Genomic DNA, 26,811 nt, shown 5'->3' on the forward strand with positions numbered 1-26,811 from the left:
TGCGGGGCGCCGGACCCGCCCGTAGCGTCGCGAGGGTGACCCAGCCTCCCGCCTCCGCGTTCGACCTCACCGTGAACGGCACCCGTCACGCGCTGACGGTCGACAACCGCACGTCCCTGCTCGACCTGCTGCGCGAGCGGCTGCGGCTGACCGGGACGAAGAAGGGCTGCGACCACGGCCAGTGCGGTGCCTGCACCGTGCTCGTCGACGGCCGTCGCACCAACGCCTGCCTGACCCTGGCCGTCACCCTCGACGGACGCGAGGTCACCACGGTGGAGGGGCTCGCCGACGGCGACGACCTGCACCCGGTGCAGCAGGCCTTCCTCGACCACGACGCGTTCCAGTGCGGCTACTGCACGCCCGGCCAGATCTGCTCGGCCGTCGGGGCGCTGGACGAGCTCGCGCAGGGCTGGCCGAGCCACGTCACCGACGACCTGACCGGCGAGGTGGAGCCGTCGGCCGAGGAGGTGCGCGAGCGCATGAGCGGCAACCTGTGCCGGTGCGGGGCATACGCGCACATCGTCACCGCGGTGCAGGAGGCGGCGCGATGAGGGCCTTCGACTACGTCCGCCCGGACACCGAGGACGAGGCGCTCGCCCTGCTGGCCGAGCCCGGCACGTCCGCGCTCGCCGGCGGCACCAACCTGGTCGACCTCATGCGGCTCGGCGTCGCCCGGCCCGAGCGGGTCGTGGACGTCGACCGGCTCGGCTCCACCGAGGTCGTCGAGCGCGACGGGTCGCTGTGGATCGGCGCCGGGGTCCGCAACAGCGACCTGGCCGCGCACCCGGTCGTGCGCGAGCGGCTGCCTGCCCTGTCGCGGGCCCTGCTCGCCGCGGCGTCCGGACAGCTGCGCAACCGGGCCAGCACCGGCGGCAACCTGCTCCAGCGCACCCGCTGCGTGTACTTCATGGACCCCACCAAGCCGTGCAACAAGCGCGAGCCCGGCACCGGCTGCCCCGCCGTCGACGGGCTCTCGCGCGACCTCGCGGTGCTGGGCCACTCCGAGCACTGCATCGCCACCCACCCGGGCGACATGTCGGTCGCGCTCGTCGCGCTGGAGGCGGTCGTGCACGTCCGCACCGCGGAGGGCGACCTGAGCATCCCGGCCGTCGACTTCCACCGGCTGCCCGGCGACGAGCCGCACCGCGACACGAACCTCCCCGCCGGCGCGCTGGTCACCGCGGTCGAGGTGCCGCTGACCCCGCTCGCCGGACGCTCGACCTACCGCAAGGCCCGCGACCGCCGCTCGTTCGCGTTCGGCCTGGTGACCGTGGCCGCCGCCCTGACCGTGGAGGACGGGGTGGTCGCCGACGTCCGCCTGGTGCTGGGCTCGGTGGCGCACAAGCCCTGGCGGGCGACGGTGGCCGAGGACGCGATCCGCGGCCGAGCGGCGTCCGGCTCGGTGTTCGACGACGCGGTGCGGGCCGAGCTCGCCGCCGCGCGGCCGACGGACCAGAACGCGTTCAAGGTGGAGCTCGCCCGGCGGCTGTCGGTCGCCACGCTCCACGAGCTGGCGGGAGGACGGGCATGATGGTGCTGGGCCACGACCACGTGCGGGTCGACGGACGGGACAAGGTCACCGGCGTCGCCCGCTACGGCGTCGAGAAGCGTCCCGACGACGCGCTGCACGCCTGGGCCGTCCGGGCCACGGTGGCCCGCGGACGCGTCACCGGGATCGACACCGAGGCCGCGCTCGCGACCCCGGGCGTCGTGGAGGTGCTGACCTGGCGCAACGCGCCCCGCCTCGAGGACGCCGACGACGACGAGCTGCAGGTGCTGCAGGACGACCACGTCGCCTACCGCGGCCAGGTCGTCGCGCTGGTCGTGGCCGAGACGCTGGAGGTGGCGCGCGAGGTCGCCTCGACCCTCGACGTCCGGTACGAGACCGAGCCGCACGACGTCGCCCTCGCGATCGACCACCCCGGGCTGTACGCGCCGGAGCAGGCCAACGCCGGCGCCGACACCGACAGCGCCCGGGGCGACGTCGAGGAGGGGCTCGCCTCGTCCTCGCACGTCGTGGAGGCGGTGTACGAGACCCCGGCGCTGTTCAACAACCCGATGGAGCCGCACGCCACCGTCGCGTGGTGGGAGGACGGCGCGCTGCGCATGGTCGACTCCACGCAGGGCACGACGCCCACCGCCCAGACCATGGCGACGCTGTTCGGCCTGGACGAGCCGCAGGTCCGTGTCACCGCGGAGCACGTGGGCGGCGGGTTCGGCTCCAAGGGCACGCCGAAGGCCAACCCGGTGCTGGCCGCGATGGCGGCGAAGGTCACCGGCCGGCCGGTGGCACTGGCCTGGACCCGGCAGATGATGTTCGGCCTGGCCGGCTACCGCACCCCGACGATCTCGCGGGTCCGCCTCGGAGCCGACGCCGACGGCCGGCTGCAGGCGATCTCGCACGAGGCGTTCTCCCAGACGTCCCGGCTGGAGGAGTTCACCGAGCAGACCGCCGAGTACGTCCGGCACATGTACGACTCGCGCACGGCGCTGACGACCCACCGGGTCACGCAGCTGGACGTGCACACGCCGAGCTGGATGCGCGCCCCGGGGGAGTGCCCGGGTGCGTACGCGATCGAGTCGGCCCTGGACGAGCTCGCGCACACCGCCGGGATCGACCCGGTCGAGCTGCGCCGGCGCAACGAGCCCGAGGTCGACCCCGAGACCGGCGCGCCGTACTCGAGCCGCCAGCTGATGGCGTGCCACGACCGGGCCGCCGAGCTGTTCGGCTGGGCCGGCCGCGACCCGCGACCCGGCGTGCGCCGCGACGGCCACTGGCTGGTCGGCACCGGCGTGGCGTCCAGCTCGTACCCGGCGATGGCCGCCCCCTCCGGGGCCCGCGCGACGGCGCTGCCCGACGGCACCTTCCGGGTCGGCGTCAACGCCACCGACATCGGCACCGGCGCCCGCACCGTCATGCTGCAGGCCGCTGCCGAGGAGCTGAAGGTGGAGCCCGAGCAGGTCGACCTGCACATCGCCGACAGCGACCTGCCGCACGGCGCGGTGGCCGGCGGCTCGTCCGGCTCGGCGTCCTGGGGCTGGGCCGTGGCCAAGGCGTGCCGCGCGCTGCGCTCGCGGATGGCGACCGAGCGCGTCCCCGACGAGGGGCTCGAGGTCGTCGTCGACACCGCCGAGGACCTGAAGGGCCGCGCGTCGCTGGCCCGGTTCGCGTACGGCGCGCAGATGGTCGAGGCGCGGGTCGACGTCCGCACCGGCGAGGTCGTCGTGCCCCGCTGGGTCGGGGTGTTCGCCGCCGGCCGCATCCTCAACCCGCGCACCGCCCGCTCGCAGCTCCTGGGCGGCATGACGATGGGCCTGTCGATGGCGCTGCACGAGGAGGGGCTGCTCGACGAGCGCTTCGGCGGCTGGGCCAACCACGACCTCGCGACCTACCACGTGGCGGCCAACGCCGACGTCGGCGACCTCACGATCGAGTGGCTGCCCGAGGACGACGGCGAGCTCGGCCCGCTGCGCTCCAAGGGCATCGGCGAGATCGGCATCGTCGGTGCCGCCGCCGCGGTGGCCAACGCGGTGTGGCACGCCACCGGCGTGCGGGTGCGCAGCCTGCCGATCCAGCCCGACAAGCTGCTGGACCGGCTGCCGGGCTGAGCCTCAGACGCCCGTGTGGCGGACGACCATGAGCGCGACGTCGTCGTCGTTGGCGCTGGGTATCAGCTCGGTCAGCAGCAGGTTCGCCAGGGCGTCGACCGACAGGTGCTGGTGCTCGCCCAGCACCTGGGCCAGCAGGGCGATGCCCTCGTCGATGTCCTGGCCGCGGCGCTCGACGAGCCCGTCGGTGTACATGACCAGCGTGCTGCCCGGCGCGACCGGCGTCGTGTGCTCGGTGCGGCGGGTGTCGGCGTCGATGCCCAGCAGGACGTCCGGATGGGCCTCCCCGAGCACGTCCACCTGGCCGTCGGACGTGACCACGAGCGGTGGCGGGTGCCCGGCGTTCGACCAGCGCAGCAGCAGGTCGCCGTCCTCGGCGTCCTCGAGCCGGGCCACGACCACCGTCGCCGTCGTGGTGAGGCCGAGCTTCTGCATGACCCGGTCGGTGCGGCGCAGGACGTCGGCCGGACCGTCGACGCCGTCGGCGCCCATGGCGCGCACGAGGGTGCGCACCTTGCCCATCGCCGCGGCGGCCTGGATGTCGTGGCCGACCACGTCGCCGATGACCAGCGTCAGCGTGTCGTCGTCCTGGCGGAAGCCGTCGTACCAGTCGCCGCCGACCTGCGCGACGCGCGCGGCCGGCACGTACCGCACCGCGACGTCGAGCGCGTCGGCCCGGGGCGGGGCCGTGAGCAGCGAGCGCTGCAGCTCCTCGGCCAGGCCGCGCTGCTCGCGGTAGAGGCGCGAGTTCTCCAGCGCGACCGCGGCGTGGGCCGCGATCTCCTCGGCGATCTGCAGCGCCGACCCCTGCAGCGGCTCGCGTCCGGGGCCGTTGGCAAGGGTGAGCATGCCGACGACGCGGTCGCGGGCCACGAGCGGCAGGAAGGCCATCGAGTCCGCGCCGAGCGTGTCGAGCAGGTCGTGCGCCTCGCCGGGAGCGAGGTGGCGCTGCACGTGCTCGGTCGCGTCGGCCGGGATGAGCTGGCTCTGCTCGAGCAGGTAGGCGCGGGCCAGCGGCGAACGCTCGTCCAGGGCCGGGATGCGCAGCGCGGCGTAGCGCTGCAGCCGCTCGCGCACCTGCGGGTCGTGGTGCCAGGTGCCGACGTCACGCAGGTGGCGCCGCCACCCGCGGTGGTCGGACGGCACGTCGTCCACGACGGTGACGATCGACCAGTCGGCGAGCACCGGGACGGTCAGCCGGGCCAGCAGCGCCACGGCCTCCTCGCCGTCCAGGGTGCCGTTGAGCGCGGCGGTGACGTCGGCCAGGAGCTCGGCGCGGCGGGCTGCCTCCAGCACGTCCGCCTCGGCCCGGCGGCGCGTGGTCACGTCCAGGAAGTAGACGGCGAGCGTGCCGGGCGAGGGGCTGGCGCGGACGTCGTACCAGGCGTCCAGCGGTGCGGGGTAGTACGCGTCGAAGCTGACCGGCTCGCCGGTCTCGACCGCTCGGCGGTAGTGCTGCTCGAACGGCGAGTCGACGGCGGCGGGGAACAGGTCCCAGACGACCCCGCCCAGCAGCTCCTCGCGGCGGCGGCCCAGCACCCGTTCGGCCTCGAGGTTGACGTAGGTGAAGCGCCACTCGTCGTCCAGCGAGAAGAACGCGGTCGGCAGCGTCTCGAGCATCCGGCTGAGCTGGGCGCGCTCCTGCTGGCGCTCGGTGAAGTCCAGCGCCGCGCCGAGGAAGTGCGCCGGGCTGCCGTCCGGGCTGAGCGCGACCTGCCCGCGGGCGGAGATCCAGCGGACGCCCCGCCCGGGCACGTCGACGCGGTACTCGGCCTCGAACGGGGCGAGCGTCTCGACCGCCACCTCGACCGCGCGGGCCAGGTGGTCGCGGTCCTCGGGGTGGACGAGGGCGTAGAACGCCTCGATGGTCGCCTCCGCGACGTCGCCGAAGCGGAAGATCTCGCGCAGCGTGTCGTCCCAGGTGAGGCGGCCGGTGGCCAGCTCCCAGTCGAAGGTGCCGATGCCGGCCGACTCCACCGCCATCCGGTCGACCCGGCGGCGGACGTCGGCGGGGGAGCCCACCACCGCACTGTCGTCGACCACCTGCCACCTGCTTCCCAGGGGATGAGGACGGGCAACGGCCCGTGCGCGCTCATTGTGTCCTACCGTCCGCCTGACGGTCACCCAGGCCATGTGACACCGTCGATGTCATGATGGACGCATGAGCGGCACGCACAGCTTCGACCACGACGTGGTCGTCATCGGTTCGGGATTCGGCGGCAGCGTCGCGGCGCTGCGCCTGGTCGAGAAGGGGTACTCGGTGGCGGTCCTGGAGGCCGGCCGCCGGTTCCGCGACGAGGACTTCGCGAAGAGCTCGTGGAGCCTGCGCGACTTCCTGTGGGCGCCGGCCGTCGGCTGCTTCGGCATCCAGCGCATCGACCGGCTCCGCGACGTCCTCATCCTGTCCGGCGCCGGGGTGGGCGGCGGCTCGCTGGTCTACGCGAACACGCTCTACGAGCCGCTGGACGCCTTCTACCGCGACCCGGCCTGGGGCCACATCACCGATTGGCGCGAGGAGCTGGCCCCGTACTACGACCAGGCCAAGCGGATGCTCGGCGTCTCGGTCTACCCGCGCACGTCCCCGGCCGACGTCGTGATGCAGAAGGTCGCGCAGGACATGGGCGTGGCCGACAGCTTCCACTTCGCGCCGGTCGGCGTGACGTTCGGCGACCCCGGCACGTCCGTGGACGACCCCTACTTCGGTGGCGTCGGGCCGCAGCGCAACGCCTGCCTGCACTGCGGCGAGTGCATGACCGGCTGCCGGCACAACGCCAAGAACACGCTGGTGAAGAACTACCTGTTCCTGGCCGAGCAGGCCGGCGCCCAGGTGCACGCCATGACCACGGTGACGTCGGTGACCCCGCTGGCCGGCGGCGGCTACGAGATCGTCACCAAGCGCACCGGACGTCCGTGGGCGGGGGAGCGGCGGATCACCGCCGAGCAGGTCGTCCTGGCCGCGTCCAGCCTCGGCACCCAGCGCCTGCTGCACCGGATGAAGGACGACGGCCGGCTGCCGCACGTGTCGCCGCGCCTGGGCATGCTGACCCGCACCAACTCCGAGGCGCTGCTCGGGGCGATCGCCCACGAGGCCGACGTCGACTACACCGAGGGCGTCGCGATCACGTCGTCCATCCACCCCGACGCGCACACGCACGTCGAGCCGGTGCGGTACGGCCGCGGCTCGAACGCGATGTCGCTGCTGCAGACCGTCCTGACCGACGGCAGCGGCCCGGTCGCGCGGTGGCGGGTGTGGCTGCGCGAGCTGTGGAGCCAGCGGCGCAACATCCGGCGGCTGTACGACTTCAAGCACTGGAGCGAGCGCACGATCATCGCGCTGGTCATGCAGACGCACGACAACTCGATCACCACGTACACGAAGCGGGGGCTCCTGGGCCGGCGGCGGCTGACGTCCAAGCAGGGCCACGGCGCGCCGAACCCGTCGTTCATCGCCGAGGGGCACGAGGCCGTGCAGCGGATGGCGCACCACATGGGCGGCACCGCGGGCGGCACGATCGGCGAGCCGTTCGACGTCCCGATGACCGCGCACTTCATGGGTGGCTGCACGATCGGCGACTCGCCCGAGACCGGTGTCGTCGACCCGTACCAGCGGCTCTACGGCCACCCCGGCCTGCACGTCGTGGACGGCTCGACGGTCACCGCGAACCTGGGGGTGAACCCGTCGCTGACCATCACCGCCCAGGCCGAGCGGGCCCTGGCCCTGTGGCCCAACCGCGGCGAGCCCGACACCCGCCCCCCGCTCGGGGAGCCGTACCGCCGCGTGGCGCCCGTGACCCCGAAGAACCCCGTCGTCCCCGTGGACGCGCCCGCCGCCCTGAGGCTCCCCATCGTCGACGTGTCGTAGGGGGTTGGGTCGTCGGTTTACCTGGTAGACCAGGTAAACCGACGAACGCCAGGAAAACTTGCCTGGTACCTGTCGGCTTACCTGGCTTCTACGCCGGAGTGGAGTACCAGCGTCGCGAGCGCTCCAGCCCGTGCCGGATGCGTGCCGCCGTCCGAGCACGGACGTCCGGATCGAGGTCGTGCCAGGTCCATCGCGTCATGCCCAGCCCGGTCTCCCTGATCCGGTCCTCGCGGGCCTTCTCGGCCACGAGCATCGCGACCGGGTCGGAAGACCACGGGTTCTGGCGGCCGTACTTCACGAGGCCGTCGAACTCTCCGACGTGGCGCCATTCGAGCCAGCCCGCGTCCACGATGCCGGCCAGCCCGTCGGCGTCGTGGATCGGGACCTGACAGACGGGTCGAGGCAGTCCTTGCTCCCAGCAGAGGAACAGGCTGCGCGCCTCACCCGCGCTGTGACACCCGGCGTCCGACAGGCTCAGACCGAGGCGCGCGCCGCGAATGCCGCGGAGCTGGCCGTGCCGCCGAGCGCGAGCAGCGAGGTCGTCATCGGTCGTCGACCCGTGGTGCAACGCGCTCGACGCGACGACCATGGCTCCCTCGACGCCGGCGAGACAGGCCGTCTCGACCACAGCCCGGGACACCGGCACGACAGGGACACCACCGACCAGCACGACCTCACCGTCGTCGAGCGGTCCCGCGTGCTGGACCACGCCAGCCTCGATGCGACCGGAACGTCGTCCCCGGGACGTCACGTGGACGCGTCCGAGGTCCACGCCGTGCAGGTCGAGCCCGTGGACGGCTGCGGCTGAGGAATGGGACAGCACGAACCCTTCTCCCAGCCGGTGCAACGTCGCGCGCGACACGATCAGGAGCCGCCCGGTGGCTGACGCCGATCGCCACACCTGGGCGGGTACATACGTGCCGTGACGGGGACGCACAAGCAGGCCATGACGGATGCCAGCGCGCAGCGACGAGTCGAGCCAGCCGAGAGCGAGCGCTTGTCGCCTCAGGACGTAGCCACCCTGGCGCGCAGCGAGTGCGAGAAGGTCCTCCATGCGCTGCACGGTGGCATCTCGCCCGAGGGCAACGGCGGAGCGTGCGGCGTCCTGTGGGCGGGAGGTAGAAACGACTCGGCTGGGGATGGACGTCCGCCAGCAAAGCCGTCAGGAACCAGGAACGTTTGCCGGGCTTCTGTCGGTTTACCTGGTCAACCAGGTAAACCGACCACCTCAACCCACCCCTCACCACGCAGCAGAGCCCGGCCGGGAGGGAGGTCTCGGACCGGGCTCTGCAGGGCATCCGGGCTGAGCCGGGTGCCTGATCCAACGGGAGGGAGAGGTTGTCAGATCACCCCGTCCAACGACCGGCCTCGCGGCGCGGTTACGGCCGCCGACCGAGAAGTTCGGCCCCGATAGACTGCCCCGGTGACCGCGCAGACAGACCACGACCTCGTCCTCGTCGTCGACTTCGGTGCCCAGTACGCCCAGCTCATCGCGCGCCGCGTGCGCGAGGCGAACGTGTATTCCGAGATCGTCCCGCACACCATGTCCGCCGACGACATGCTCGCCAAGAAGCCCGCGGCGATCATCCTGTCCGGCGGACCGTCGTCGGTCTACGAGCCCGGCGCCCCGCAGCTGGACGCGCGCCTGGTCGACGGCAGCGTCCCGGCGTTCGGCATCTGCTACGGCTTCCAGGCGATGGCTCAGGCGCTCGGCGGCACCGTCGCGCACAGCGGCCAGCGCGAGTTCGGACGCACGCCGGTCGAGGTCATCGAGCCCGGCGTCCTGCTCGGCGCCGTGCCCACCGCGCTGACGTCGTGGATGTCGCACGGTGACGAGGTCGTCGCCGCGCCCGAGGGCTTCACCGTCAACGCCCGCTCGCCGCGCGCCACGGTCGCCGCGTTCGAGCACCTGGGCCGCAAGATCGCCGGCGTCCAGTGGCACCCCGAGGTCATGCACTCCGAGCACGGCCAGAAGATCCTCGAGCACTTCCTGGTCGACATCGCCGGCTGCCGCCAGACCTGGACGAGCGCCAACATCGTCGAGGAGCAGGTCGCGCTCATCCGCGAGCAGGTCGGCGACGCGCGGGTCATCTCGGCGCTGTCCGGCGGCGTCGACTCGGCCGTCTCCACCGCGCTCGTGCAGCGGGCGATCGGCGACCAGCTCACCGCCGTCTTCGTCGACCACGGCCTGCTGCGCAAGGGTGAGGCCGAGCAGGTCGAGAAGGACTACGTCGCCGCTACCGGCGTCGACCTCAAGGTCGTCGACGCCGCCGACCAGTTCCTCGGCTTCCTCGACGGCGTCAGCGACCCCGAGCAGAAGCGCAAGATCATCGGCCGCGAGTTCATCCGCGTCTTCGAGCAGGCCGAGCGCGAGGTGCTCGCCACGCCCGGCGCCCCGGTGAAGTTCCTCGTCCAGGGAACGCTCTACCCGGACGTCGTGGAGTCCGGCGGGGGCGAGGGCGCGGCCAACATCAAGAGCCACCACAACGTCGGCGGCCTGCCGGACGACCTGCAGTTCAGCCTCATCGAGCCGCTGCGCACGCTGTTCAAGGACGAGGTGCGCGAGGTCGGCCGTCAGCTCGGCATCCCCGAGGCGATCGTCGGCCGCCACCCGTTCCCCGGTCCCGGACTGGCCATCCGCATCGTCGGCGCGGTCGACGCCGAGCGCCTGCGCATCCTGCGCGAGGCCGACGCGATCGTCCGCGAGGAGACGACGAAGGCCGGCCTCGACGGCGAGATCTGGCAGTTCCCGGTCGTGCTGCTCGCGGACGTCCGCTCGGTCGGCGTCCAGGGTGACGGCCGCACCTACGGCCACCCGGTCGTGCTGCGCCCGGTCTCCAGCGAGGACGCGATGACGGCCGACTGGAGCCGCCTGCCCTACGAGGTGCTGGAGGCGATCTCCACGCGCATCACCAACGAGGTCGACGAGGTCAACCGCGTCGTGCTCGACGTGACCAGCAAGCCGCCGGGAACCATCGAGTGGGAGTGAGCGCGGCCTAGGCGTCCTCGGGCGCCGGGTCGCCGTAGGTCGCGAGGGCCTCGACGTAGCGGCTCCCGACGTCGATCCGCGTGACCTCCCCGTAGCCGAACACGCGCACCTCGGGGTGCTCCCACGCGCCCTCGGAATCGATGAACCGGAGCTCGAGTTCGTCCTCGCCGAGTGCGAAGACGTGCCCGACCATCATCGGAGCGTCCTTCTCGTGCTCGAGGTGGAACGCGATCATCGGGCTGGTCGCGCTCGCGATCTCCAGGACGTCGCGCGTCCGCGCGTCCTGAGGCAGGGCAACGTGCCGCGGCTGGTGGCCGACGCCGGCGAGGACACGCTGGACGTATCGCCAGCGTCCGTCCTTGCGCACCCGTGTCACGTGCTTCGGCCGGACGAACACGATGCCGTCCGGGAACAGCCCGTCGTCGAGGCACTCGACGGCGACCCACCGGCGGGTGACGGCCAGGACGATGCCGTCGACGTTCCCGTCGTGGACGCGGTCGCGCTCGAGGCGGACGGGACGTCCGCGCCGCTGGGCACGTTCGAGGCGGTCCAGGACCCGGCGACGCGTCTTCTTCATGCGCGCCAGTCTGGCAGCGGTCAGTCCTCGCCGCGCTGGTAGACGTCCGGGATGCCGTCGGCGTCGTCGTCGCGGGACTCCTCGGCCATGATGCGCGCGTAGTGCTTGTCACGGACCCGCAGCACGAGCGTCGCACCGATCACCGACAGCAGGGTGCCGGCCAGGACGCCGAGCTTCGCCTCCTCGCCGAGGAGCGTGCCCTGCCCGTAGGCCAGCTCGCCGATGAGCAGCGAGACCGTGAAGCCGATGCCGCCGAGCATGGCCAGCCCCACGACGTCGATCCAGGCCAGGCCGTCGCCGAGCTTGGCCCGGGTGAACGTCGCCAGCAGCCAGGTGGTCAGGGTGATGCCGACGGTCTTTCCCACCAGCAGGCCGAGCATCACGCCGAGCGCGACCGGCGAGGTGAGCGCGTCCGCGGCGTCCGAGGGCGACCCGACGGCCACGCCGGCGGCGAAGAAGGCGAACACCGGCACCGCGAACCCGGACGAGAATGGACGCGCGAGGTGCTCCAGGTGCTCGGCCATGCCCGGCCCGTCGCCGCCGTCGCGGCGCAGCACCGGCACGGTGAAGGCCAGCAGCACGCCGGCGACGGTCGCGTGGACGCCGGACGCGTGGACGAGCGCCCAGGTCAGCGCACCGAGCGGCAGCAGCAGCCACAGGTTCCGGACGCGCTTCTGCACGAGGACGCCGTAGGCCGCGAGCGGGACGAGCGCCAGCGCCAGCCACTGCAGGTGCAGCTCGGACGTGTAGAACACCGCGATGACGCAGATGGCGAGCAGGTCGTCCACGACGGCGAGCGTCAGCAGGAACGTGCGCAGGGCGGTGGGGAGGTGGCTGCCGACGACGGCCAGGATCGCGAGCGCGAAGGCGATGTCGGTCGCCGTCGGGATCGCCCAGCCCTCCGTGGCCCCGCCCCAGTTGAGCGCCACGAACACGAGCGCCGGCACGACCATGCCGCCCATGGCCGCGACGACGGGGAGCACCGCGCGGCCCGGGTCGCGCAGGTCGCCGGCGACGAACTCGCGCTTGAGCTCCAGGCCGGCCACGAAGAAGAACACGGCGAGCAGCCCGTCGGCGGCCCAGGTGCCCAGGCTCAGGTCCAGGTGCAGGGCGTGCGGGCCGACGACGGTGTCGCGCAGCTCGGTGTAGGCGCCGCCGAGGACGTTCGCGCAGACCAGGCCGAGCAGGCCGGCGCCGATGAGCAGGAACCCACCGACGGTCTCGGTGCGCAGGACGTCGGCGAGGCGGGACGCCTCGGTCCAGCTGCCGCGGGGGAACAGACGGGTGCGGGCCACGAGGGCTCCTTCTTCGGGGGTCGACGACACGATGCCGACCAGACTTCCCGGCTCACCTGGGTCCAGCCTACCGAGTCGCCGATAGCCTGCGCGGGTGGATCCCGACGACCTCTGCCCGTGCGGGTCCGGCCGCTCGTACGCGTCCTGCTGCGGGCCGGTGCACGCTCGCACCCGCCTGGCCGCGACGCCCGAGGAGCTGATGCGCTCGCGCTACTCGGCGTTCGCGCTGGGCCTGGAGGACCACCTGCTCGCGACCTGGCACCCGCGGACGCGTCCGGCCGACGTCGCGCCGGACCCGGCCCTGCGCTGGACCGGCCTGGTCGTCCAGGCGGCTGCGGGCGCCCCGGACGACACCACCGGCACCGTCGAGTTCACCGCGTCCTACGTCTCGCCGGACGGCCCCGGCGCGATGCACGAGGTCAGCCGGTTCGAGCGGCGTGGCGGGCGCTGGTTCTACCTGGACGGCGAGGTGTCCTGAGCCGCGAGGCGCCGCGCGTGGTCGAATGAGCCCATGCCCGTCCTCGCGCTCGGCGCCCCCAACGCGGCCGCGGCCGACGCCGGCGAGCAGGTCGCCCGCGCCGGCGGCTCGTCCGTCGACGCCGCCATCGCCGCCGCCCTCGTCGCCATGGTCAACGAGGTCGGCCTGGTCTCCCCGAGCGCCGGCGCGTTCCTGACCGTCCAGCCGCCCGACGGCTCGCCCGCGGTCACCGTGGACGGCTGGATGGACATGCCCGGCCGGGGCACCGACCGGCGCGGCACCGGCACCTGGGACGTCACGACCGACTACGGCGGTGGGGTCACCATCACCGTGGGCGCCGGCTCGGTGGCCACGCACGGCGCGCTGGCCGCGTTCGGCGAGGCGCACGCCCGCTGGGGCCGCGTGCCGTGGGCCGAGCTCGTCGCCCCCGCCGTGGACGTCGCCCGGCGCGGGTTCCGGCTCGGCGCCGCGTCCCGCTTCTACCTCGAGCACGTCCAGCACGACGTCTACGGCTGGGACGAGACGAGTGCCGCGCTGCTGGCCGGCACGGGCGGCGGGCTCGTGGCCGACGACGTCCGGCTGCCCGACCTCGCCGCCGTGCTCGAGCGGGTCGCGGCGAACGGTCCGGACGAGCTCACCACCGGCGACACCGGCCGCGCGATCAGCGCGGACGTGCTGGAGCGCGGCGGCCTGCTCACCGTCGACGACCTCGCCGCGTACCGCCCGGTCGTCCGCGAGGCGCTGCGCACGCGGGTGGGCGACTGGGTGCTGGCGACCAACCCGCCGCCGTCGGTCGGCGGCGTCTGCGTCGCGGCGATGCTGGCGCTGCTCGACGGACGTCCGCACGCCGCCTGGACGCCGGACGACGTCGAGCACATCGTCCGCGTGCAGCGCGCGGTGCTCGGCCACCGCCTGGACGTCCTGGAGCACGCGCCCGACCTCGCCGAGGCCGCCCGCGCGTACCTGGCCCAGGTGGACGCCGAGGGCACGGCGCTGCTCGAGTCCGGCTCCACCGCCCAGTTCTCGGCGGTGGACGACGAGGGCGGCGCCTGCTCGCTGACCGTCTCGTCCGGCTACGGCTCGGGGATGATGGCCCGCGGCACCGGCATCTGGCTGAACAACTGCCTGGGCGAGCAGGAGCTCAACCCCCGTGGTCTGCACGGCCTGGAGCCCGGCACCCGGCTGCTGTCGAACATGGCGCCCACCGTGGGGCGGCACTCCGACGGCGGCGTGCTGGCCATCGGCTCGCCCGGTGCCGACCGCATCACCACCGCGATCGTCCAGGTGCTGGCCGGGTTCGCCAACGGCGGTCTCGACCTGCCCGCCGCCATCGGCCACCCGCGCGTGCACGTCCACCGGGCCGGTCGTCCGGAGGAGGACGTCAAGCACGAGGGCTTCGCGTCGATGTACTTCGGCGGGGTGATCGCCGCCCAACGAGCCGGTGACGGGTCGATGAACGCCGCCGCCGACCCGCGCCGAGAAGGTGCCGTGCGCGTGGTGGAGCGTGTCTACTAGAGGGGTGAGCACCCGCGACTCCCTGGGAGCGGCCCCCGTCGTCATCGCGCACCGCGGCATCCCCGGCTTCCGGCTCGAGCACACCCGCCCGTCCTACGAGCTGGCGATCGCCGAGGGCTGCGACTTCATCGAGCCCGACGTCGTCGCCACCCGCGACGGCCACCTGGTCGTGCGGCACGAGAACGAGATCAGCATCTCCACCGACGTGGCGGCCCACCCCGAGTTCGCCGCCCGGCGCACCACGAAGTGGGTGGACGGCGTGCCGATGTCGGGCTGGTTCACCGAGGACTTCACGCTCGCCGAGCTCAGGACGCTGACCGTCCGCGAGCGGCTGCCGCACCTGCGCCCGCAGAACGTGTCGCTGGCCGGCCAGCAGCAGATCCTGACCTTCGACGAGGTGCTGGACGTCGCCGAGCAGGCCACCGTCTCGCTCGGACGTCCGATCGGCGTCTACGTCGAGACCAAGCACCCCACCTACTTCGCGCGGCTGGGCCTGGACCTGGACGACCTGCTGATCGAGGTGCTGGAGCGGCGCGGCGTGAACGTGCCCGGCTGCCACGTCGTGGTGCAGTCGATGGAGACGGCCAACCTGCGCTCCCTGCGCGGACGCACCCCGGTGCCGCTGGTGCAGCTGATGGACCGTCAGGGCGCTCCGTACGACCTCGTGGCCGCCGGCGACCCGCGCAGCTACGCGGACCTGGAGTCCGCCGACCAGCTGGCCCGCATCGGCGAGTACGCCGACGGCATCGGCCCGAACAAGTCCCAGGTGATCGCCCGCGACGCCAAGCAGCGGCTCACGCAGGAGACCGGGCTGGTGGCCCGGGCCCACGCGGCCGGCCTGCTCGTGCACGTGTGGACGATGCGCGACGAGAACAACTTCCTGCCGCGCGACCACCGCCTGGGCCGCGACAAGGCGGCCCACGGCGACGCGGTGGCCGAGTACCTGCGGTTCTTCGACGCCGGGGTCGACGGGGTCTTCTCGGACTTCACGCCCACGGCGGTGCGCGCCCGGCAGGTCTGGCGCGCTACCGAGCGGGAGGGTAGCCGTAGCCCGGCGTGGGCGGCGCCGGCTTGGGCATGATCACCCAGGCCACCAGGTAGGCGATCGCGACGGACCCGGCGCCGAGCACCGTGGTCACGGCCACGACCAGGCGGACCAGGTTGGCGTCCAGGCCGGTGTACTCGGCCAGGCCGCCGCAGACGCCGGCCAGCCACTTGTCGTCACGGCTTCGGGTGAGCTTCTTGCTCATCGGTGCCTCCTTCGGGGGGCGTGGGGAACGTGCGGGTGGGCTCGTGGTCGTCCCGGCCGCCCACCCCGGTGGGCTCCACGGGGACGACCTGGGCAGCAGTGGTGACCGGGACGTCCTCGTCGGGCTGCGGGGCGACCGGGGCCTCGCCGCGGCCCGGCCACGAGCGCCAGGCGGTCGCGACGATGCCGAGGCAGCCCAGGGCGATCAGGACGATCGCGACGGCGAGGCCGGCGTCCTGGGAGTCGAGCACGTCGTGCTCCCACCGGGCCCAGCCCAGCAGGACCAGCGCCAGGACGAGCGCGACGGTGAAGGTGCCCCAGCGGGGCGGGTGCGGGGTCATCGGGTCTCCACGAGGATGCGGCCGAGGTCGTGCTCGACGTCGAGGGTGAGGACGGGTCCGCCGGGGGTGCCGACGGGCACCGCCTCCTGGCGGGTGTCGACCACGAGGTCGACGTCGGTGCCGTCGGCGGAGCGCTGCAGGACGTCCAGCTGTCCGGCCCGGATCGAGGCCTCGACCCGGACGGGCAGCCCGGCCGGCACGACGACGCGGGTCTCGCCGAAACCGGTGTCGACGCTGACGGTGCGGCCGAGCAGGGCCTGCGGGTCGCGGACCTGGCTGAGGTCGAGCTCGAACGCCCCCATGCCGTGCTCGTACTCGGCGTCGACGCCGGCGGCGAGGACGGGGCGGCTCTCCTGCATGCCCCAGCGTCCGTCGGGGGCGACCGTCCCGGCCACCAGCAGCAGCGCGAGGAGCACGCCGAGCGGGACGAGCGGTCCCGCGTGGCCGGCGACCGTGCCGACGAGCAGGGCGACGGTGACGACGGCGAGCGCGACGGCGACGTAGGTCGTCCAGTCGTCCGCGCCGGCGAGGTAGGTGACGGCCAGCGCGATGGCGCTCATCGACAGTGCGAGGACGGGCAGGGCCTTGGAGCGGCGCTCGCGCGGCGGCGCCGGTGGACGCGGCGGCACGGGCGGGTAGGTCGCGGTGGGCGCACCGGGAGGCGGCACCGGGGCGCCGGGGCCGTACGCGGTGCCCTCGGCGAACGCGGCCGGGCCGGGGCCGTACGCGGTGCCGGGCGTGCCCGGCGGAGGGACGGGGGCGCCGGGAGTGCCCGGAGGAGGCGTCCAGCCGGCGGCGGCGCGACGGTCCTGGCGTCGCGACCGGACGGCCAGCAGCACGAGCACGACGACCAGGACGGGCAGGACCGGCCAGCCGCCGTTGTTGACCCAGCCGTCCCAGGCGACGTCGCCGAGCGCCGACAGCGCGGCCACGACGGCGGCCACGGTCAGCGCGATCGCGCGCACCTGGGGCTCGTTGCGGTCCAGGTTGAACCAGTCGGCCGCGACGCTGCGCTCGGCGTCGTCGGAGGGGACGAACACCCATGCCGCGACGTAGAGGATGAGTCCCGCGCCGCCGAGGATCGTCAGCACCGCCACGGCGACGCGGACGACGACGGGGTCGATGCCCAGGTGGCGGGCCACGCCGGCGCAGGCGCCGGCGATCATGCGGTCGTCGCTGCTGCGCCGCATGTCGGCGATCGTGCGCAGGCGCCCGGGGTCGAAGCCCGCGTCGGGCGCCGGCTGCTGCGGCGGGGGAGTCGTGTCGGTCATGGTCCCCATCCTGGCCGGGCGCGGGCGTCCGGACATCGGGCACGACCCTGGAACCGTCCCGGGGGTGCTCCGGGGTCGTCGGGGGCCCACCCCGTGGCGTCCGCCCGCGCCTGCGTGTGATGCTCGGGGCGTGACGATCCACGACGCCCCACCCGCGTACCGGAGGGCCTTCCGGCCGGCCGACGGACGCCTGCTCGGCGGCGTCGCGGCCGGGCTGGCCGAGCATCTCGGCGTGCCGGTCGTGTGGGTGCGCGCGGGCTTCGTCGTGGCCACCTGGTTCCACGGTGCCGGCGTCCTGGCCTACCTGCTGCTGTGGTGGTTCCTGCCCGTGCGCGAGAAGGACCTGCCACCGGGTCTCGCGGCGGCGACCCGCCGTGGCGACCGCTCCGCCGGGACCCGCGGACGCCCGGTGCGCGAGGTCGTGCAGACCCTGGCCCTGTGCGCGGTGGGCCTGGGCGTCCTCATCATCCTGGCGCATGCCCGCGGCGGCGTGGAGCCCCGCTACCTGGCGCCGATCCTGCTCGCCGGCGCGGGCGTCGTCGTGGTCTGGCGCCAGCTCGACGAGTCCTCCCAGGACCGGACGCTGTGGCGCGACCGCGGCCCCGCCGCCATCCTGCGCACGGCCGTCGGCCTGCTGCTCGTGGTCGTCGCCGGCGTCTTCCTGCTCAACGAGGGCGGCCTCGGGTCGCTGCTCGACGTCGCCGCGGCCACGCTCATCGCGCTGGCCGGCCTGGGCCTGGTGCTCGGCCCGTGGATCGCCCGGCTGTCGTCGGACCTGGCCAGCGAGCGACGCGAGCGCGTCCGCACCCAGGAGCGGGCCGACGTCGCCGCCCACCTGCACGACTCGGTGCTGCAGACCCTCGCGCTGCTGCAGAAGAACGCGTCCGACCCGGCCGCCGTCGCGACCCTGGCCCGCCAGCAGGAGCGCGAGCTGCGCTCGTGGCTCTACGGCGAGCAGGCCGAGCACGGCGTCTCGCTCGCCGCCGGCGTCCGCGCGGCCGCGGCCGAGGTCGAGACCGCCCACCACGTGCGGGTCGACGTCATCACCGTCGGCGACGCCCCGGCCGACGCCGACGTGGCCGCGCTGGTGCGGGCCGCGCGCGAGGCCATGGTCAACGCGGCCAAGCACGCGCAGGTCGACCGGGTCGACGTCTACCTCGAGGTGACGGGCAAGGCGGCCGAGGTCTTCGTGCGCGACCGCGGCGTCGGGTTCGACCCCGAGGCCGTCGCCGCCGACCGGATGGGTCTGCGCGGCTCGATCCGCGGCAGGATGGAACGTCATGGGGGCACGGCGGACGTCCGCTCCGCCCCCGGCGAGGGCACCGAGGTGCGGCTGTGCCTGCCGCTGCACCGGTCCGAGGAAGGGGACCCGTCATGAGCCTGCGCGTCGCGATCGTCGACGACCACGCGATGTTCCGCACCGGCGTGCGGGCGGAGGTGGACCACGACGTCGAGGTGGTCGCCGAGGCCGAGGACGTCGACTCCGCCGTCGAGGCGATCATCCGCACCCTGCCCGACGTGGTGCTGCTGGACGTCCACATGCCCGGAGGTGGGGGGCTCGAGGTCATCCGCCGCGTCCACCCGCGCCACCTCGAGGTCAAGTTCCTCGCGCTGTCGGTGAGCGACGCGGCCGAGGACGTCATCGGCATCATCCGGGCCGGCGCCCGGGGCTACGTCACCAAGAACATCTCCGGGCCCGAGCTGGTCGACGCCATCCGGCGCGTGGCGTCCGGCGACGCCGTGTTCAGCCCCCGCCTGGCCGGCTTCGTGCTGGACGCCTTCGCCGGCACCATCGAGGTCGCCCAGGTCGACGAGGACCTGGACCGGCTCACCGAGCGCGAGCGCGAGGTGATGCGCCTGATCGCCCGCGGCTACGCCTACAAGGAGGTGGCCAAGGAGCTGTTCATCTCGGTGAAGACGGTCGAGACCCACGTCTCGAGCGTGCTGCGCAAGCTGCAGCTCTCGAGCCGCCACGAGCTCACCCGCTGGGCGAACGAGCGCCGCCTGATCTGAGCGTGGGCCCCGCTGGCTGAGCCCGTCCCGCTGGCTGAGCCCGTCGAAGCCCCCTTCGACGGGCTCGGGCTGCGGGCCGGCTCAGCGCGCGGGGTCGGGGAGCCGGACGCGGAGGAAGCGCGGCCGGTACAGCGTCGGGTCCTGGTCGACCAGGCCCACCTTCGTGGTGTTGCGGCTGACCGAGACCACCATCGTCCCCGGCTGCGGCAGCAGGTCGGGGTGCGCGAGCGGCATGTACTGCAGCAGCGAGCCGTCCGCCTTCGACGGGATGGAGGCCAGCGCCGGCTGCGCGGTGAACGGTCCGCGCGGCGACGGCGCCGTCCAGACCATGAGCTTGTCGCCCAGGAACTCGTCCTGCTTGCTCAACGCGTACCACGTGTCGCCGGAGCGGAAGACCGACAGCGTCTGCGAGACGCCACCGACGGGATCGATGAGCGCGGCCGCCGCGTCGGGGTCGTCGCCCCACTCCTGCCCGTCCCAGTACTCCCAGCGGTCGGGGTCGGCGATGTCGGCCAGCCGGGTGCGCGCGACCGACAGCGACCAGCCGAAGACCAGCGGGTCCTCGGGGTTGGCCGTCCCGTACAGGTAGACCCGGTCGCCGACGACGGCCGCCGCGGCGCCCCAGGTCGGACGCGTGCGGTCGGCCCGGTCGGGGCCGAGGTCGGTGACCGCCTGCAGCTGCGGGGTGCCGCCGCGGTCGACCCGGAAGACGGCGACGGCGGGGCCCAGGTTCTCGAAGTCCTGGCTCTGCGCGCCCCCGGTGGACCGGACGCGCTGGGCCATCACGCCGACCAGGTCGTAGCCCTCGCGCGGCACCGCGGCGACCGACATCGGCCAGTAGCCGACGCCGTCGTCGCGGTCGGGGATCAGCGCACCGCGGTCGGGGTGCTCGACGAGGCCCGCGCACCTGGGGCCGAACACGAGCATGGAGTTGCGGACGAAGCGCTCGCCCGGGTAGTCGGGGCCGCGCAACGTGTCGCCGAAGACGTACAGGGCGCGGCCGTCCTGGAGCGGGACGCTCGCGCCGACGTCGCCGCCGCGGAAGCCCTGCTGCGAGCGGTATCCCTCGGTGACGTCGTTGAGGCCCGCGAGCGTCGTCGGCTGCTCGAACGGCTGGCAGGTCGTGGTGTTGAGCCGGGGCCGGTCGTCGCCCTGCCACGGCCGCCAGACGAGCACGAGGACCAGCACGACGACGAGACCGAGGACGCCCGCCGTCCACCAGGGGTGGCGGCGGACGAGCGGGTGGGCGCTGACGTCAGGCGTCGTCACGGGCGCGTCCGGCCCACGTGCCGGCGAGCACGAGCGCCAGCCCGGCCACCAACCACAGGCCGAGGACGAGCACCGAGTGCCCCACCCCGGCACCGTCGAAGTAGACGATGCCGCGGATCGCGCTGGTCCCTGCTCCCGGTGGCAGCCACGGCCCGATCATGCCGAAGAAGGGCGGCAGCAGCGACGCGGGATACGCGCCGCCGGCGCTCGGGTTGCCGAGCACGACGAACAGGACGATCGCGGCGGCGATGCCGACCAGCCCGAGCCAGGTCTCCAGGGCGAGGGTCGCCACGCCGACGGCGAGCACGAGCAGCGAGCCGAAGGCGGCCAGCGACCAGAACCCGTGGTCGAGCGCGCCCAGCCACGGGCCCGCCACCCACGCGCCGCCGATGCCGGACAGCAGCGAGTACCCGACCATGCCGGCGATGCGGACCCCGGCGCGGCGCAGGCTCGGCAGGCGCGTGCCGGCGGTGATGCCGAGCACGGACGCCGCGAGGTAGCCGCCGACGACCCAGCCGACCGCCAGGTAGAAGGCGCTGAGCCCGCGGGCGTCCCCGTCGCCGGCCGGGATGACGTCGGTCGTGGTGAGCTCGCGCTGGCGGGCCTCGGACACCTGGCCGACGACGGTCTCGACCGCCTGCGACTGGGCGGCGCCGTCGGCGCTGGCCACGAGCAGCTCGTCGCCGTCCCGGCCGAGCAGCAGGACGCCGGCGACCTCGCGGTCGTGCAGCCGGTCGCGCGCGGTGGCCTCGTCGGCGACGACACTGGCGTCGAGCGGGTGGCCCTCCAGGGCGTCCAGGCTGCGGGCGGTGTCGCGCGCGGTGCCCGACGAGGCGCCGGCCGGCGCGACGACGGCGACCGGCACGTCCTGCGGGTCGGGGGAGTGGAAGGCGCCGACGTAGCTGGCGATGAACGCGAGCTGCACCAGCAGCACCCCGACCAGCAGCAGGGCGGGACGGCGCAGGGACGCGAGCGTGGACGGCTGGGACACGGCTTCCTCTTTCGATACGATTCGTATTCGATACAGAGTGTATCCTCAACGACGTGGACAGCACACCCCCAGCGACGAGGCGCCGCTCACAGACCCGGGCCCGCCTGGTCGAGGCGGCCGAGGAGCTGTTCGTCGCCCGCGGCATGCACGGCACCTCGATCGAGCAGGTCTGCGAGCGCGCGGGGTTCACCCGCGGGGCGTTCTACTCCAACTTCGCGTCGCTGGACGAGCTCCTGGTCGCCGTGCACGACCGCCGGGCCACCCTGGCCATCGAGACCGTGCGCGACGCGGTGGGCACGATGACCGCCGGCGACCGCACCCCGTCCCCGGCCGACGTCATCGCGGTGGTGCTCGAGCGGCTGCCGGTCGACCGGGCCTGGCACGTCCTCAGCGCGGAGCTGTCGCTCGCCGCGCTGCGCGACCCCGCCCTGGCCGACGTCCAGCGGGCCGAGCGGGCCGCGCTGGTCGACGCGCTCGTCCCGGCCGTCACCCAGGCGCTCGAGGCGGCCGGGCTGACCGCCCCCGACGGGGTGGACGTGCTCACGCGCGACCTCGTCGCGGCCTACCTCGGCACGGCCGACGACCGCCTGCTGCACCACGACGACGCCCCCACCGTCCGGCTCATGACCCGGGTGGTCGCGGCGAGCACCCGCCCGCGTGGCTGAACCGGCCCCGGCGCCCTCGCGGCCCTAGCCTGGACGGGTGAACGAGCCCCACCTCATCGTGCTCTTCGGAGCCACCGGCGACCTGGCCCGGCGCAAGCTGCTGCCGGGCATGCTGCACCTCGTCCGGTCCGGCCTGGTCGGGGACGTCCGCATCATCGGCGCCTCGCTGGACGACCTGGACGACGAGGGCTTCCGCGCCCTCGCCCAGAAGGCGTGTCGCGAGCACAGCAGCCGCGACGTCACCGACGACTCGTGGGCCGACTTCGTGCGCCGGCTGCGCTACGTCAACACCGCCGACGGACCCGACCGCCTGGCCGCCGTGGCCGCCGAGCTCGAGGCCGAGCTGGGCGGCTCGCCGCGCCGGCTGCACTACCTCAGCGTCCCGCCCAAGGCCGCGCTCGACGTCGTCCACACCCTCGACGCCGCCGGGCTCGTGGAGCGCTCGCGCGTGATCATGGAGAAGCCCTTCGGCACCGACCTGGAGAGCGCGAAGCGGCTCAACGCCGAGCTGCACCAGGTCTTCGACGAGGAGCAGATCTTCCGCATCGACCACTTCCTGGGCAAGGAGGCGGCGCTCAACATCCTGGCCTTCCGGTTCGCGAACGGCCTGTTCGAGCCGATCTGGAACCGCACCTTCATCGAGCACGTCCAGATCGACGTGCCCGAGACGCTCGGGCTCGAGGGACGCTCGGGGTTCTACGAGGGCACCGGCGCCTTCCGCGACATGGTGGTGACGCACCTGTTCCAGATCCTGGCGTTCATGGCCATGGAGCCGCCCACCGCGCTCGACTCCGAGGCGATCAGCGAGGAGAAGAACAAGGTCTTCCGCTCGATGCTGCCGCTGCGGCCCGACCAGGTCGTCCGCGGCCAGTACCAGGGCTACCGCGACGAGCCGGGCGTCGACCCCGACTCCGACACCGAGACCTTCGTGGCGCTCAAGGCCGAGATCGACAACTGGCGCTGGGCCGGCGTGCCGTTCTACCTGCGCACCGGCAAGAAGCTGGCCGAGGGCGCGCGGATCATCTCGATCGCCTTCCGCGAGCCGCCGAAGTCGATGTTCCCGGCGGGCTCGGGGGTCGGCCTGCAGGGCCCCGACCACCTGACCTTCGACCTGGCCGACGCGTCCAGGCTGTCGCTGTCGTTCTACGGCAAGCGTCCCGGGCCGGGCATGAAGCTGGACAAGCTCTCGATGCAGTTCGCGATCCAGGAGACCGACCGGGCTGGAGCCGTGCTCGAGGCGTACGAGCGGCTCATCCACGACGCGATGCGCGGCGAGCGGACGCTGTTCACGACCGCCGACGGGATCGAGCGGCTGTGGGAGGTCTCGCAGCCGCTGCTCGACGACATGCCCCCGGTGCGGCCCTACCAGCAGGGCTCGTGGGGACCGAACTCCATCCACCAGCTCATCGCCCCTCGCGCGTGGCGGCTGCCGTTCGAGCGCACGTGGCGGGCTCCGGACGACCACGCGTCCTAGGCGGGCGTCAGCGCTGCAGGTCGACCGTCTCGAGCGGACCGGCGCCCAGGTCGTCGGACCCGCGTCCGGTCTCGACGAAGCCGCGCGAGCGGTAGAACGCCAGGCCGGCGGCGTTGCGGGCGTAGACCGTGACGCGCAGCGAGCCGCGGTCGCCCTGGGCGACGTCGAGCAGGCGCGTGCCCAGGCCCCGTCCGTGCCAGGACGGGTCGACGTAGAGCAGCCGGACGTGGTCGTCGTGGGCGCCGACGAAGGCCACCGGGGTGCCGTCGTCGTCCGCGACCGCCCACACGTCCATCGAGGGCAGCAGGCCGTCGCGCACGTGCGGACGCATCGCGGCGACGTCGTCGGCGGTGAGGAACGTGTGGGTCGTGGTGACCGCGCGCTGCCAGACGTCGGTGAGCGCGTCGAAGTCGGCCTCGCCGGCCGGGCGCACGGACGTCATCGCGACCACTCCTGCTCGACCAGGCGGAGCGCCTCCTCGCGCGAGAGCCCGCGCCGGCGCTGGCCGGCCGCGTACTCGCGGGCGGCGGCGGTGGCGTCCGCGTCGCCCAGGCCGGGGGCGGCGACGAACGTCCCCTTGCGGCCGTGCGTCTCGATGACGCCGTCGGCCTCCAGCGCCTTGTACGCCTTGGCGACGGTGTTGGCGGCCAGGCCCAGCTCCTCCGCGAGGGCCCGGACGGTCGGCAGCCGGTGACCGGCGGCCAGCGTGCCGTCCGCGGCCTGCGCGGCCACCTGGCGGCGCACCTGCTCGAACGGCGGCTCGGAGTCGTGGACGTCGACCTGGATCATCGACCGATCGTCGCAGGTGCGGGGGAGCGCACCGGACGCGGGCTGTCGGCACGGGCCCGTAGGCTGGGGACGCCATGACCCTGCCGTTCCCCGTGCCCCAGCAGACCCCTCGCGCCGACGCCGCCGAGCCGCGTCGCGCCCGTTCCGAGACCCTGCTCGACGGTCTGAACGACGCCCAGGCGGCGGCCGTCGGCCACGTGGGCGGGCCGCTGCTCGTGGTGGCCGGCGCCGGGTCGGGCAAGACCCGGGTGCTGACCCGGCGCATCGCGTGGCTCATCGCCGCCCGCGGCGCACACCCGGGCTCGATCCTGGCCATCACGTTCACCAACAAGGCGGCCGCCGAGATGCGCGAGCGCGTCGCCGACCTGGTCGGCGGCAAGGCCCGGATGATGTGGGTCTCGACCTTCCACTCCGCGTGCGTGCGCATCCTGCGCCGCGAGGCCACGAAGTTCGGCTACACGTCCTCGTTCACCATCTACGACGCCGCCGACGCCCGCCGGCTCATGACCCTGGTGTGCCGCGACATGGAGCTCGACCCCAAGAAGGTCAACCCGCGCGCGGTGCTCAACCACGTCTCGAACCTCAAGAACGAGCTGGTCGACCACGAGAGCGCGCGCAGCCGGGCCACCACGCCGACCGAGGAGACGTACGCCGAGGCGTACGCGCTGTACCAGCAGCGGCTCCAGGCGGCCAACGCCATGGACTTCGACGACCTGATCATGAACACGGTCCACCTGTTCCAGGCCTGGCCCGACGTCCGCGAGTCGTACCGCCGGCGCTTCCGGCACGTGCTGGTCGACGAGTATCAGGACACCAACCACGCGCAGTACCAGCTCATCCGCGAGCTGTGCGACGAGCAGTCCGACCTCATGGTCGTCGGCGACTCCGACCAGTCGATCTACGCGTTCCGCGGGGCCGACATCCGCAACATCATGGAGTTCGAGCAGGACTTCCCGAACGCCGACACCGTGCTGCTGGAGCAGAACTACCGCTCGACCCAGACCATCCTGTCGGCGGCCAACGCGGTCATCAGCCGCAACGACGGCCGCAAGGACAAGAAGCTGTGGTCGGCCGAGGGCGATGGCGAGAGGATCGTCGGCTACGTCGGCGACGACGAGCGCGACGAGGCCCAGTTCGTCGCCGATGAGATCGACCGGCTCACCGACGAGAAGCTGGCCGGTCCGCAGGACGTCGCGGTGTTCTACCGCACCAACGCCCAGTCGCGCGTGTTCGAGGAGGTGTTCATCCGCGTCGGCCTGCCCTACCGCGTCGTCGGCGGCGTGCGCTTCTACGAGCGCAAGGAGGTCAAGGACGCGCTGGCGTACGTCCGCGTCCTGGTGAACCCGCGCGACACCGTCTCGCTGCGTCGCGTGCTGAACGAGCCGAAGCGCGGCATCGGCGACCGGGCCGAGGCGGCGCTCGAGCGGTTCGCCGCGCGCGAGGGCACCAGCTTCTGGGACGCCATGCAGCGCGTCGACGAGGTGCCCGACCTGGCCACCCGCTCGGTCAACGCCATCCGCCAGTTCGCCGAGGTGCTCGAGGGGCTGCGGGTCATGGCCGCCGACGGCACCCCGGCCGACGAGGTGCTCGAGGCCGCGCTCACCCGCTCGGGCTACCTGTCGACGCTCGAGAGCAGCACCGATCCGCAGGACGAGACCCGGGTCGAGAACCTGGCCGAGCTCGTGGCCGTCGCGCGCGAGTTCGTCGTGGGCGCCGCGACGCTAGGCGACGACACGTCCGACGACGACGCGGAGGGGGTGGCCGCCGCCGACCGCGAGGCCGACCTGACGCCCGGCTCGCTGCCGGCGTTCCTGGAGCAGGTGGCGCTCGTGGCCGACGCCGACCAGCTGCCCGAGTCCGGCGAGGGCGTCGTCACGCTCATGACGCTGCACACGGCCAAGGGGCTGGAGTTCCCGGTCGTCTTCCTCACCGGCATGGAGGACGGCGTCTTCCCGCACATGCGCTCGCTGGGCGACAACACCGAGCTCGAGGAGGAGCGCCGCCTGGCGTACGTGGGCATCACCCGCGCCCGGCAGCGGCTCTACCTGACCCGCGCGACGGTCCGCTCGGCCTGGGGCGCGCCGTCGTACAACCCGGCCTCGCGCTTCCTCGACGAGGTGCCCGAGAACCTGGTCGACTGGCGGCGCACCGGCTCGGCGCCGACGCAGTGGACCCCGTCGCAGCCCGCGGCGTCCTTCCGCACGTCCACGGTCGCGGCCCGGCAGAAGAAGAAGGCGGCCGGCCCGATCGTGTCGCTGTCGCCGGGCGACCGGGTCACGCACGACAGCTTCGGCATGGGCAGCGTCGTCGCGGTCGAGGGCGCGGCCGAGAAGACCGTCGCCACCGTCGACTTCGGCTCCCAGGGCGTCAAGCGCCTGCTGCTCCGCTACGCCCCCGTCCAGAAGCTCTAGCCTGCCCCGCACC

At 73.6% G+C, this 26,811-nt stretch carries 24 protein-coding genes; 13 read left to right on the forward strand and 11 right to left on the reverse strand.

Annotated elements, in window-relative coordinates:
- The first annotated feature begins 35 nt into the window (after positions 1 to 35).
- From E0W78_RS10670 to E0W78_RS10680, 3 genes are read left to right on the forward strand one after another with little or no spacing between them, the layout of a single operon-like run.
- A complete protein-coding gene (locus tag E0W78_RS10670) occupies positions 36 to 551 on the forward strand; it encodes a 2Fe-2S iron-sulfur cluster-binding protein (protein WP_207392719.1) in 516 nt (171 codons plus the stop codon).
- Complete coding sequence (locus E0W78_RS10675; RefSeq protein ID WP_131403939.1) at positions 548 to 1,531, forward strand: xanthine dehydrogenase family protein subunit M; 984 nt, start codon at positions 548 to 550, stop codon at positions 1,529 to 1,531. The genes E0W78_RS10670 and E0W78_RS10675 overlap by 4 nt, the downstream gene beginning before the upstream one ends.
- Positions 1,528 to 3,609, forward strand: coding sequence for a xanthine dehydrogenase family protein molybdopterin-binding subunit (locus E0W78_RS10680; RefSeq protein ID WP_131403940.1), 2,082 nt, complete (start codon positions 1,528 to 1,530; stop codon positions 3,607 to 3,609). Before E0W78_RS10675 ends, E0W78_RS10680 begins: the two co-directional genes overlap by 4 nt.
- A 3-nt stretch (positions 3,610 to 3,612) precedes the next feature.
- On the opposite strand, the gene E0W78_RS10685 is transcribed toward E0W78_RS10680, so the two are convergent.
- Positions 3,613 to 5,652: a SpoIIE family protein phosphatase gene (locus tag E0W78_RS10685; protein ID WP_165570475.1), complete on the reverse strand. Its 2,040-nt coding sequence runs from the start codon at positions 5,650 to 5,652 to the stop codon at positions 3,613 to 3,615.
- A 118-nt stretch (positions 5,653 to 5,770) separates the two neighbouring features.
- Between E0W78_RS10685 and E0W78_RS10690 the strand changes: the two genes are divergently transcribed.
- Complete coding sequence (locus E0W78_RS10690) at positions 5,771 to 7,471, forward strand: GMC family oxidoreductase (RefSeq protein WP_131403942.1); 1,701 nt, start codon at positions 5,771 to 5,773, stop codon at positions 7,469 to 7,471.
- Between the two features lie 88 nt (positions 7,472 to 7,559).
- Here the strand turns inward: E0W78_RS10690 and E0W78_RS10695 are convergent, their stop codons facing one another.
- Positions 7,560 to 8,525: a type IV toxin-antitoxin system AbiEi family antitoxin domain-containing protein gene (locus E0W78_RS10695; protein WP_131403943.1), complete on the reverse strand. Its 966-nt coding sequence runs from the start codon at positions 8,523 to 8,525 to the stop codon at positions 7,560 to 7,562.
- 369 nt (positions 8,526 to 8,894) lie between these two features.
- Between E0W78_RS10695 and guaA the strand changes: the two genes are divergently transcribed.
- Positions 8,895 to 10,460, forward strand: coding sequence for a glutamine-hydrolyzing GMP synthase (gene guaA, locus E0W78_RS10700; RefSeq protein ID WP_131403944.1), 1,566 nt, complete (start codon positions 8,895 to 8,897; stop codon positions 10,458 to 10,460).
- Between the two features lie 7 nt (positions 10,461 to 10,467).
- Here guaA and E0W78_RS10705 read toward each other — a convergent pair whose 3' ends face one another.
- Together E0W78_RS10705 and nhaA are read right to left on the reverse strand one after the other, a co-directional pair.
- Positions 10,468 to 11,037, reverse strand: coding sequence for a hypothetical protein (locus E0W78_RS10705; RefSeq protein ID WP_131403945.1), 570 nt, complete (start codon positions 11,035 to 11,037; stop codon positions 10,468 to 10,470).
- Between the two features lie 20 nt (positions 11,038 to 11,057).
- The gene (nhaA, locus tag E0W78_RS10710) at positions 11,058 to 12,332 is read right to left on the reverse strand and encodes a Na+/H+ antiporter NhaA (protein WP_207392720.1); all 1,275 of its coding nucleotides are present in this window, start codon (positions 12,330 to 12,332) and stop codon (positions 11,058 to 11,060) included.
- A gap of 94 nt (positions 12,333 to 12,426) precedes the next feature.
- On the opposite strand from nhaA, the gene E0W78_RS10715 reads away from it, so the two are divergent.
- The 3 genes from E0W78_RS10715 to E0W78_RS10725 are packed head-to-tail and all read left to right on the forward strand — an operon-like array spanning position 12,427 to position 15,406.
- Positions 12,427 to 12,810 (forward strand): YchJ family protein, encoded by a 384-nt coding sequence (locus E0W78_RS10715; protein WP_131403947.1) that lies wholly within the window; start codon positions 12,427 to 12,429, stop codon positions 12,808 to 12,810.
- Positions 12,811 to 12,843: 33 nt separating this feature from the next.
- A complete protein-coding gene (locus E0W78_RS10720) occupies positions 12,844 to 14,325 on the forward strand; it encodes a gamma-glutamyltransferase (RefSeq protein ID WP_131403948.1) in 1,482 nt (493 codons plus the stop codon).
- 4 nt (positions 14,326 to 14,329) lie between these two features.
- A complete protein-coding gene (locus E0W78_RS10725; RefSeq protein WP_242686312.1) occupies positions 14,330 to 15,406 on the forward strand; it encodes a glycerophosphodiester phosphodiesterase in 1,077 nt (358 codons plus the stop codon).
- Here the strand turns inward: E0W78_RS10725 and E0W78_RS10730 are convergent.
- Genes E0W78_RS10730 through E0W78_RS10740 form a run of 3 tightly spaced genes read right to left on the reverse strand, consistent with a single transcriptional unit; the run spans position 15,351 to position 17,186 of the window.
- On the reverse strand, positions 15,351 to 15,575 hold the full coding sequence (locus E0W78_RS10730) for a PspC domain-containing protein (protein ID WP_131403949.1): 225 nt from the start codon (positions 15,573 to 15,575) through the stop codon (positions 15,351 to 15,353). The two genes, E0W78_RS10725 and E0W78_RS10730, sit on opposite strands and share 56 nt — an antisense overlap.
- The gene (locus E0W78_RS10735) at positions 15,547 to 15,915 is read right to left on the reverse strand and encodes a hypothetical protein (protein ID WP_131403950.1); all 369 of its coding nucleotides are present in this window, start codon (positions 15,913 to 15,915) and stop codon (positions 15,547 to 15,549) included. Before E0W78_RS10735 ends, E0W78_RS10730 begins: the two co-directional genes overlap by 29 nt.
- Positions 15,912 to 17,186 carry a PspC domain-containing protein gene (locus E0W78_RS10740; protein WP_165570476.1) on the reverse strand — a complete coding sequence of 425 codons (1,275 nt, stop codon included), beginning with the start codon at positions 17,184 to 17,186 and terminating at the stop codon, positions 15,912 to 15,914. Before E0W78_RS10740 ends, E0W78_RS10735 begins: the two co-directional genes overlap by 4 nt.
- Before the next feature lie 130 nt (positions 17,187 to 17,316).
- Here E0W78_RS10740 and E0W78_RS10745 point away from each other — a divergent pair, with 130 nt between their 5' ends.
- Complete coding sequence (locus E0W78_RS10745) at positions 17,317 to 18,564, forward strand: PspC domain-containing protein (protein WP_242686313.1); 1,248 nt, start codon at positions 17,317 to 17,319, stop codon at positions 18,562 to 18,564.
- Positions 18,561 to 19,199, forward strand: a complete 639-nt coding sequence (locus E0W78_RS10750) for a response regulator transcription factor (RefSeq protein WP_131403953.1) — start codon at positions 18,561 to 18,563, stop codon at positions 19,197 to 19,199. The genes E0W78_RS10745 and E0W78_RS10750 overlap by 4 nt, the downstream gene beginning before the upstream one ends.
- Positions 19,200 to 19,280: 81 nt before the next feature.
- On the opposite strand, the gene E0W78_RS10755 is transcribed toward E0W78_RS10750, so the two are convergent.
- A complete protein-coding gene (locus E0W78_RS10755; RefSeq protein ID WP_131403954.1) occupies positions 19,281 to 20,468 on the reverse strand; it encodes a DUF4185 domain-containing protein in 1,188 nt (395 codons plus the stop codon).
- Entirely contained in the window at positions 20,455 to 21,459 is a 1,005-nt protein-coding gene (locus E0W78_RS10760; protein ID WP_131403955.1) for a DUF3533 domain-containing protein, read from the reverse strand. The genes E0W78_RS10755 and E0W78_RS10760 overlap by 14 nt, the downstream gene beginning before the upstream one ends.
- Before the next feature lie 53 nt (positions 21,460 to 21,512).
- Between E0W78_RS10760 and E0W78_RS10765 the strand changes: the two genes are divergently transcribed.
- Together E0W78_RS10765 and zwf are read left to right on the forward strand one after the other, a co-directional pair.
- Positions 21,513 to 22,124 (forward strand): TetR/AcrR family transcriptional regulator, encoded by a 612-nt coding sequence (locus tag E0W78_RS10765; RefSeq protein WP_131403956.1) that lies wholly within the window; start codon positions 21,513 to 21,515, stop codon positions 22,122 to 22,124.
- Between the two features lie 37 nt (positions 22,125 to 22,161).
- Positions 22,162 to 23,598 (forward strand): glucose-6-phosphate dehydrogenase, encoded by a 1,437-nt coding sequence (gene zwf, locus E0W78_RS10770; protein WP_131403957.1) that lies wholly within the window; start codon positions 22,162 to 22,164, stop codon positions 23,596 to 23,598.
- 7 nt (positions 23,599 to 23,605) lie between these two features.
- Here the strand turns inward: zwf and E0W78_RS10775 are convergent, their stop codons facing one another.
- Positions 23,606 to 24,040, reverse strand: a complete 435-nt coding sequence (locus tag E0W78_RS10775; protein ID WP_131403958.1) for a GNAT family N-acetyltransferase — start codon at positions 24,038 to 24,040, stop codon at positions 23,606 to 23,608.
- Complete coding sequence (locus E0W78_RS10780) at positions 24,037 to 24,387, reverse strand: GntR family transcriptional regulator (protein ID WP_131403959.1); 351 nt, start codon at positions 24,385 to 24,387, stop codon at positions 24,037 to 24,039. Before E0W78_RS10780 ends, E0W78_RS10775 begins: the two co-directional genes overlap by 4 nt.
- Positions 24,388 to 24,461: 74 nt before the next feature.
- On the opposite strand from E0W78_RS10780, the gene pcrA reads away from it, so the two are divergent.
- Positions 24,462 to 26,798, forward strand: a complete 2,337-nt coding sequence (pcrA, locus tag E0W78_RS10785) for a DNA helicase PcrA (protein ID WP_131403960.1) — start codon at positions 24,462 to 24,464, stop codon at positions 26,796 to 26,798.
- The last annotated feature ends 13 nt before the right edge of the window (positions 26,799 to 26,811 follow it).

This window comes from Aeromicrobium sp. IC_218 (genome assembly GCF_004336805.1).
Lineage (GTDB): Bacteria > Actinomycetota > Actinomycetes > Propionibacteriales > Nocardioidaceae > Aeromicrobium.

Bases quoted from the DNA above. Each gene is read 5' to 3' on its own strand.
- E0W78_RS10675 (WP_131403939.1), top strand. From the start codon at position 548: ATGAGGGCCTTCGACTACGTCCGCCCGGACACCGAGGACGAGGCGCTC.
- E0W78_RS10680 (WP_131403940.1), top strand. From the start codon at position 1,528: ATGATGGTGCTGGGCCACGACCACGTGCGGGTCGACGGACGGGACAAG.
- E0W78_RS10690 (WP_131403942.1), top strand. From the start codon at position 5,771: ATGAGCGGCACGCACAGCTTCGACCACGACGTGGTCGTCATCGGTTCG.
- E0W78_RS10695 (WP_131403943.1), bottom strand. From the start codon at position 8,525: ATGGAGGACCTTCTCGCACTCGCTGCGCGCCAGGGTGGCTACGTCCTG.
- E0W78_RS10705 (WP_131403945.1), bottom strand. From the start codon at position 11,037: ATGAAGAAGACGCGTCGCCGGGTCCTGGACCGCCTCGAACGTGCCCAG.
- E0W78_RS10720 (WP_131403948.1), top strand. From the start codon at position 12,844: ATGCCCGTCCTCGCGCTCGGCGCCCCCAACGCGGCCGCGGCCGACGCC.
- E0W78_RS10730 (WP_131403949.1), bottom strand. From the start codon at position 15,575: ATGAGCAAGAAGCTCACCCGAAGCCGTGACGACAAGTGGCTGGCCGGC.
- E0W78_RS10735 (WP_131403950.1), bottom strand. From the start codon at position 15,915: ATGACCCCGCACCCGCCCCGCTGGGGCACCTTCACCGTCGCGCTCGTC.
- E0W78_RS10740 (WP_165570476.1), bottom strand. From the start codon at position 17,186: ATGACCGACACGACTCCCCCGCCGCAGCAGCCGGCGCCCGACGCGGGC.
- E0W78_RS10750 (WP_131403953.1), top strand. From the start codon at position 18,561: ATGAGCCTGCGCGTCGCGATCGTCGACGACCACGCGATGTTCCGCACC.
- E0W78_RS10775 (WP_131403958.1), bottom strand. From the start codon at position 24,040: ATGACGTCCGTGCGCCCGGCCGGCGAGGCCGACTTCGACGCGCTCACC.
- E0W78_RS10780 (WP_131403959.1), bottom strand. From the start codon at position 24,387: ATGATCCAGGTCGACGTCCACGACTCCGAGCCGCCGTTCGAGCAGGTG.
- pcrA (WP_131403960.1), top strand. From the start codon at position 24,462: ATGACCCTGCCGTTCCCCGTGCCCCAGCAGACCCCTCGCGCCGACGCC.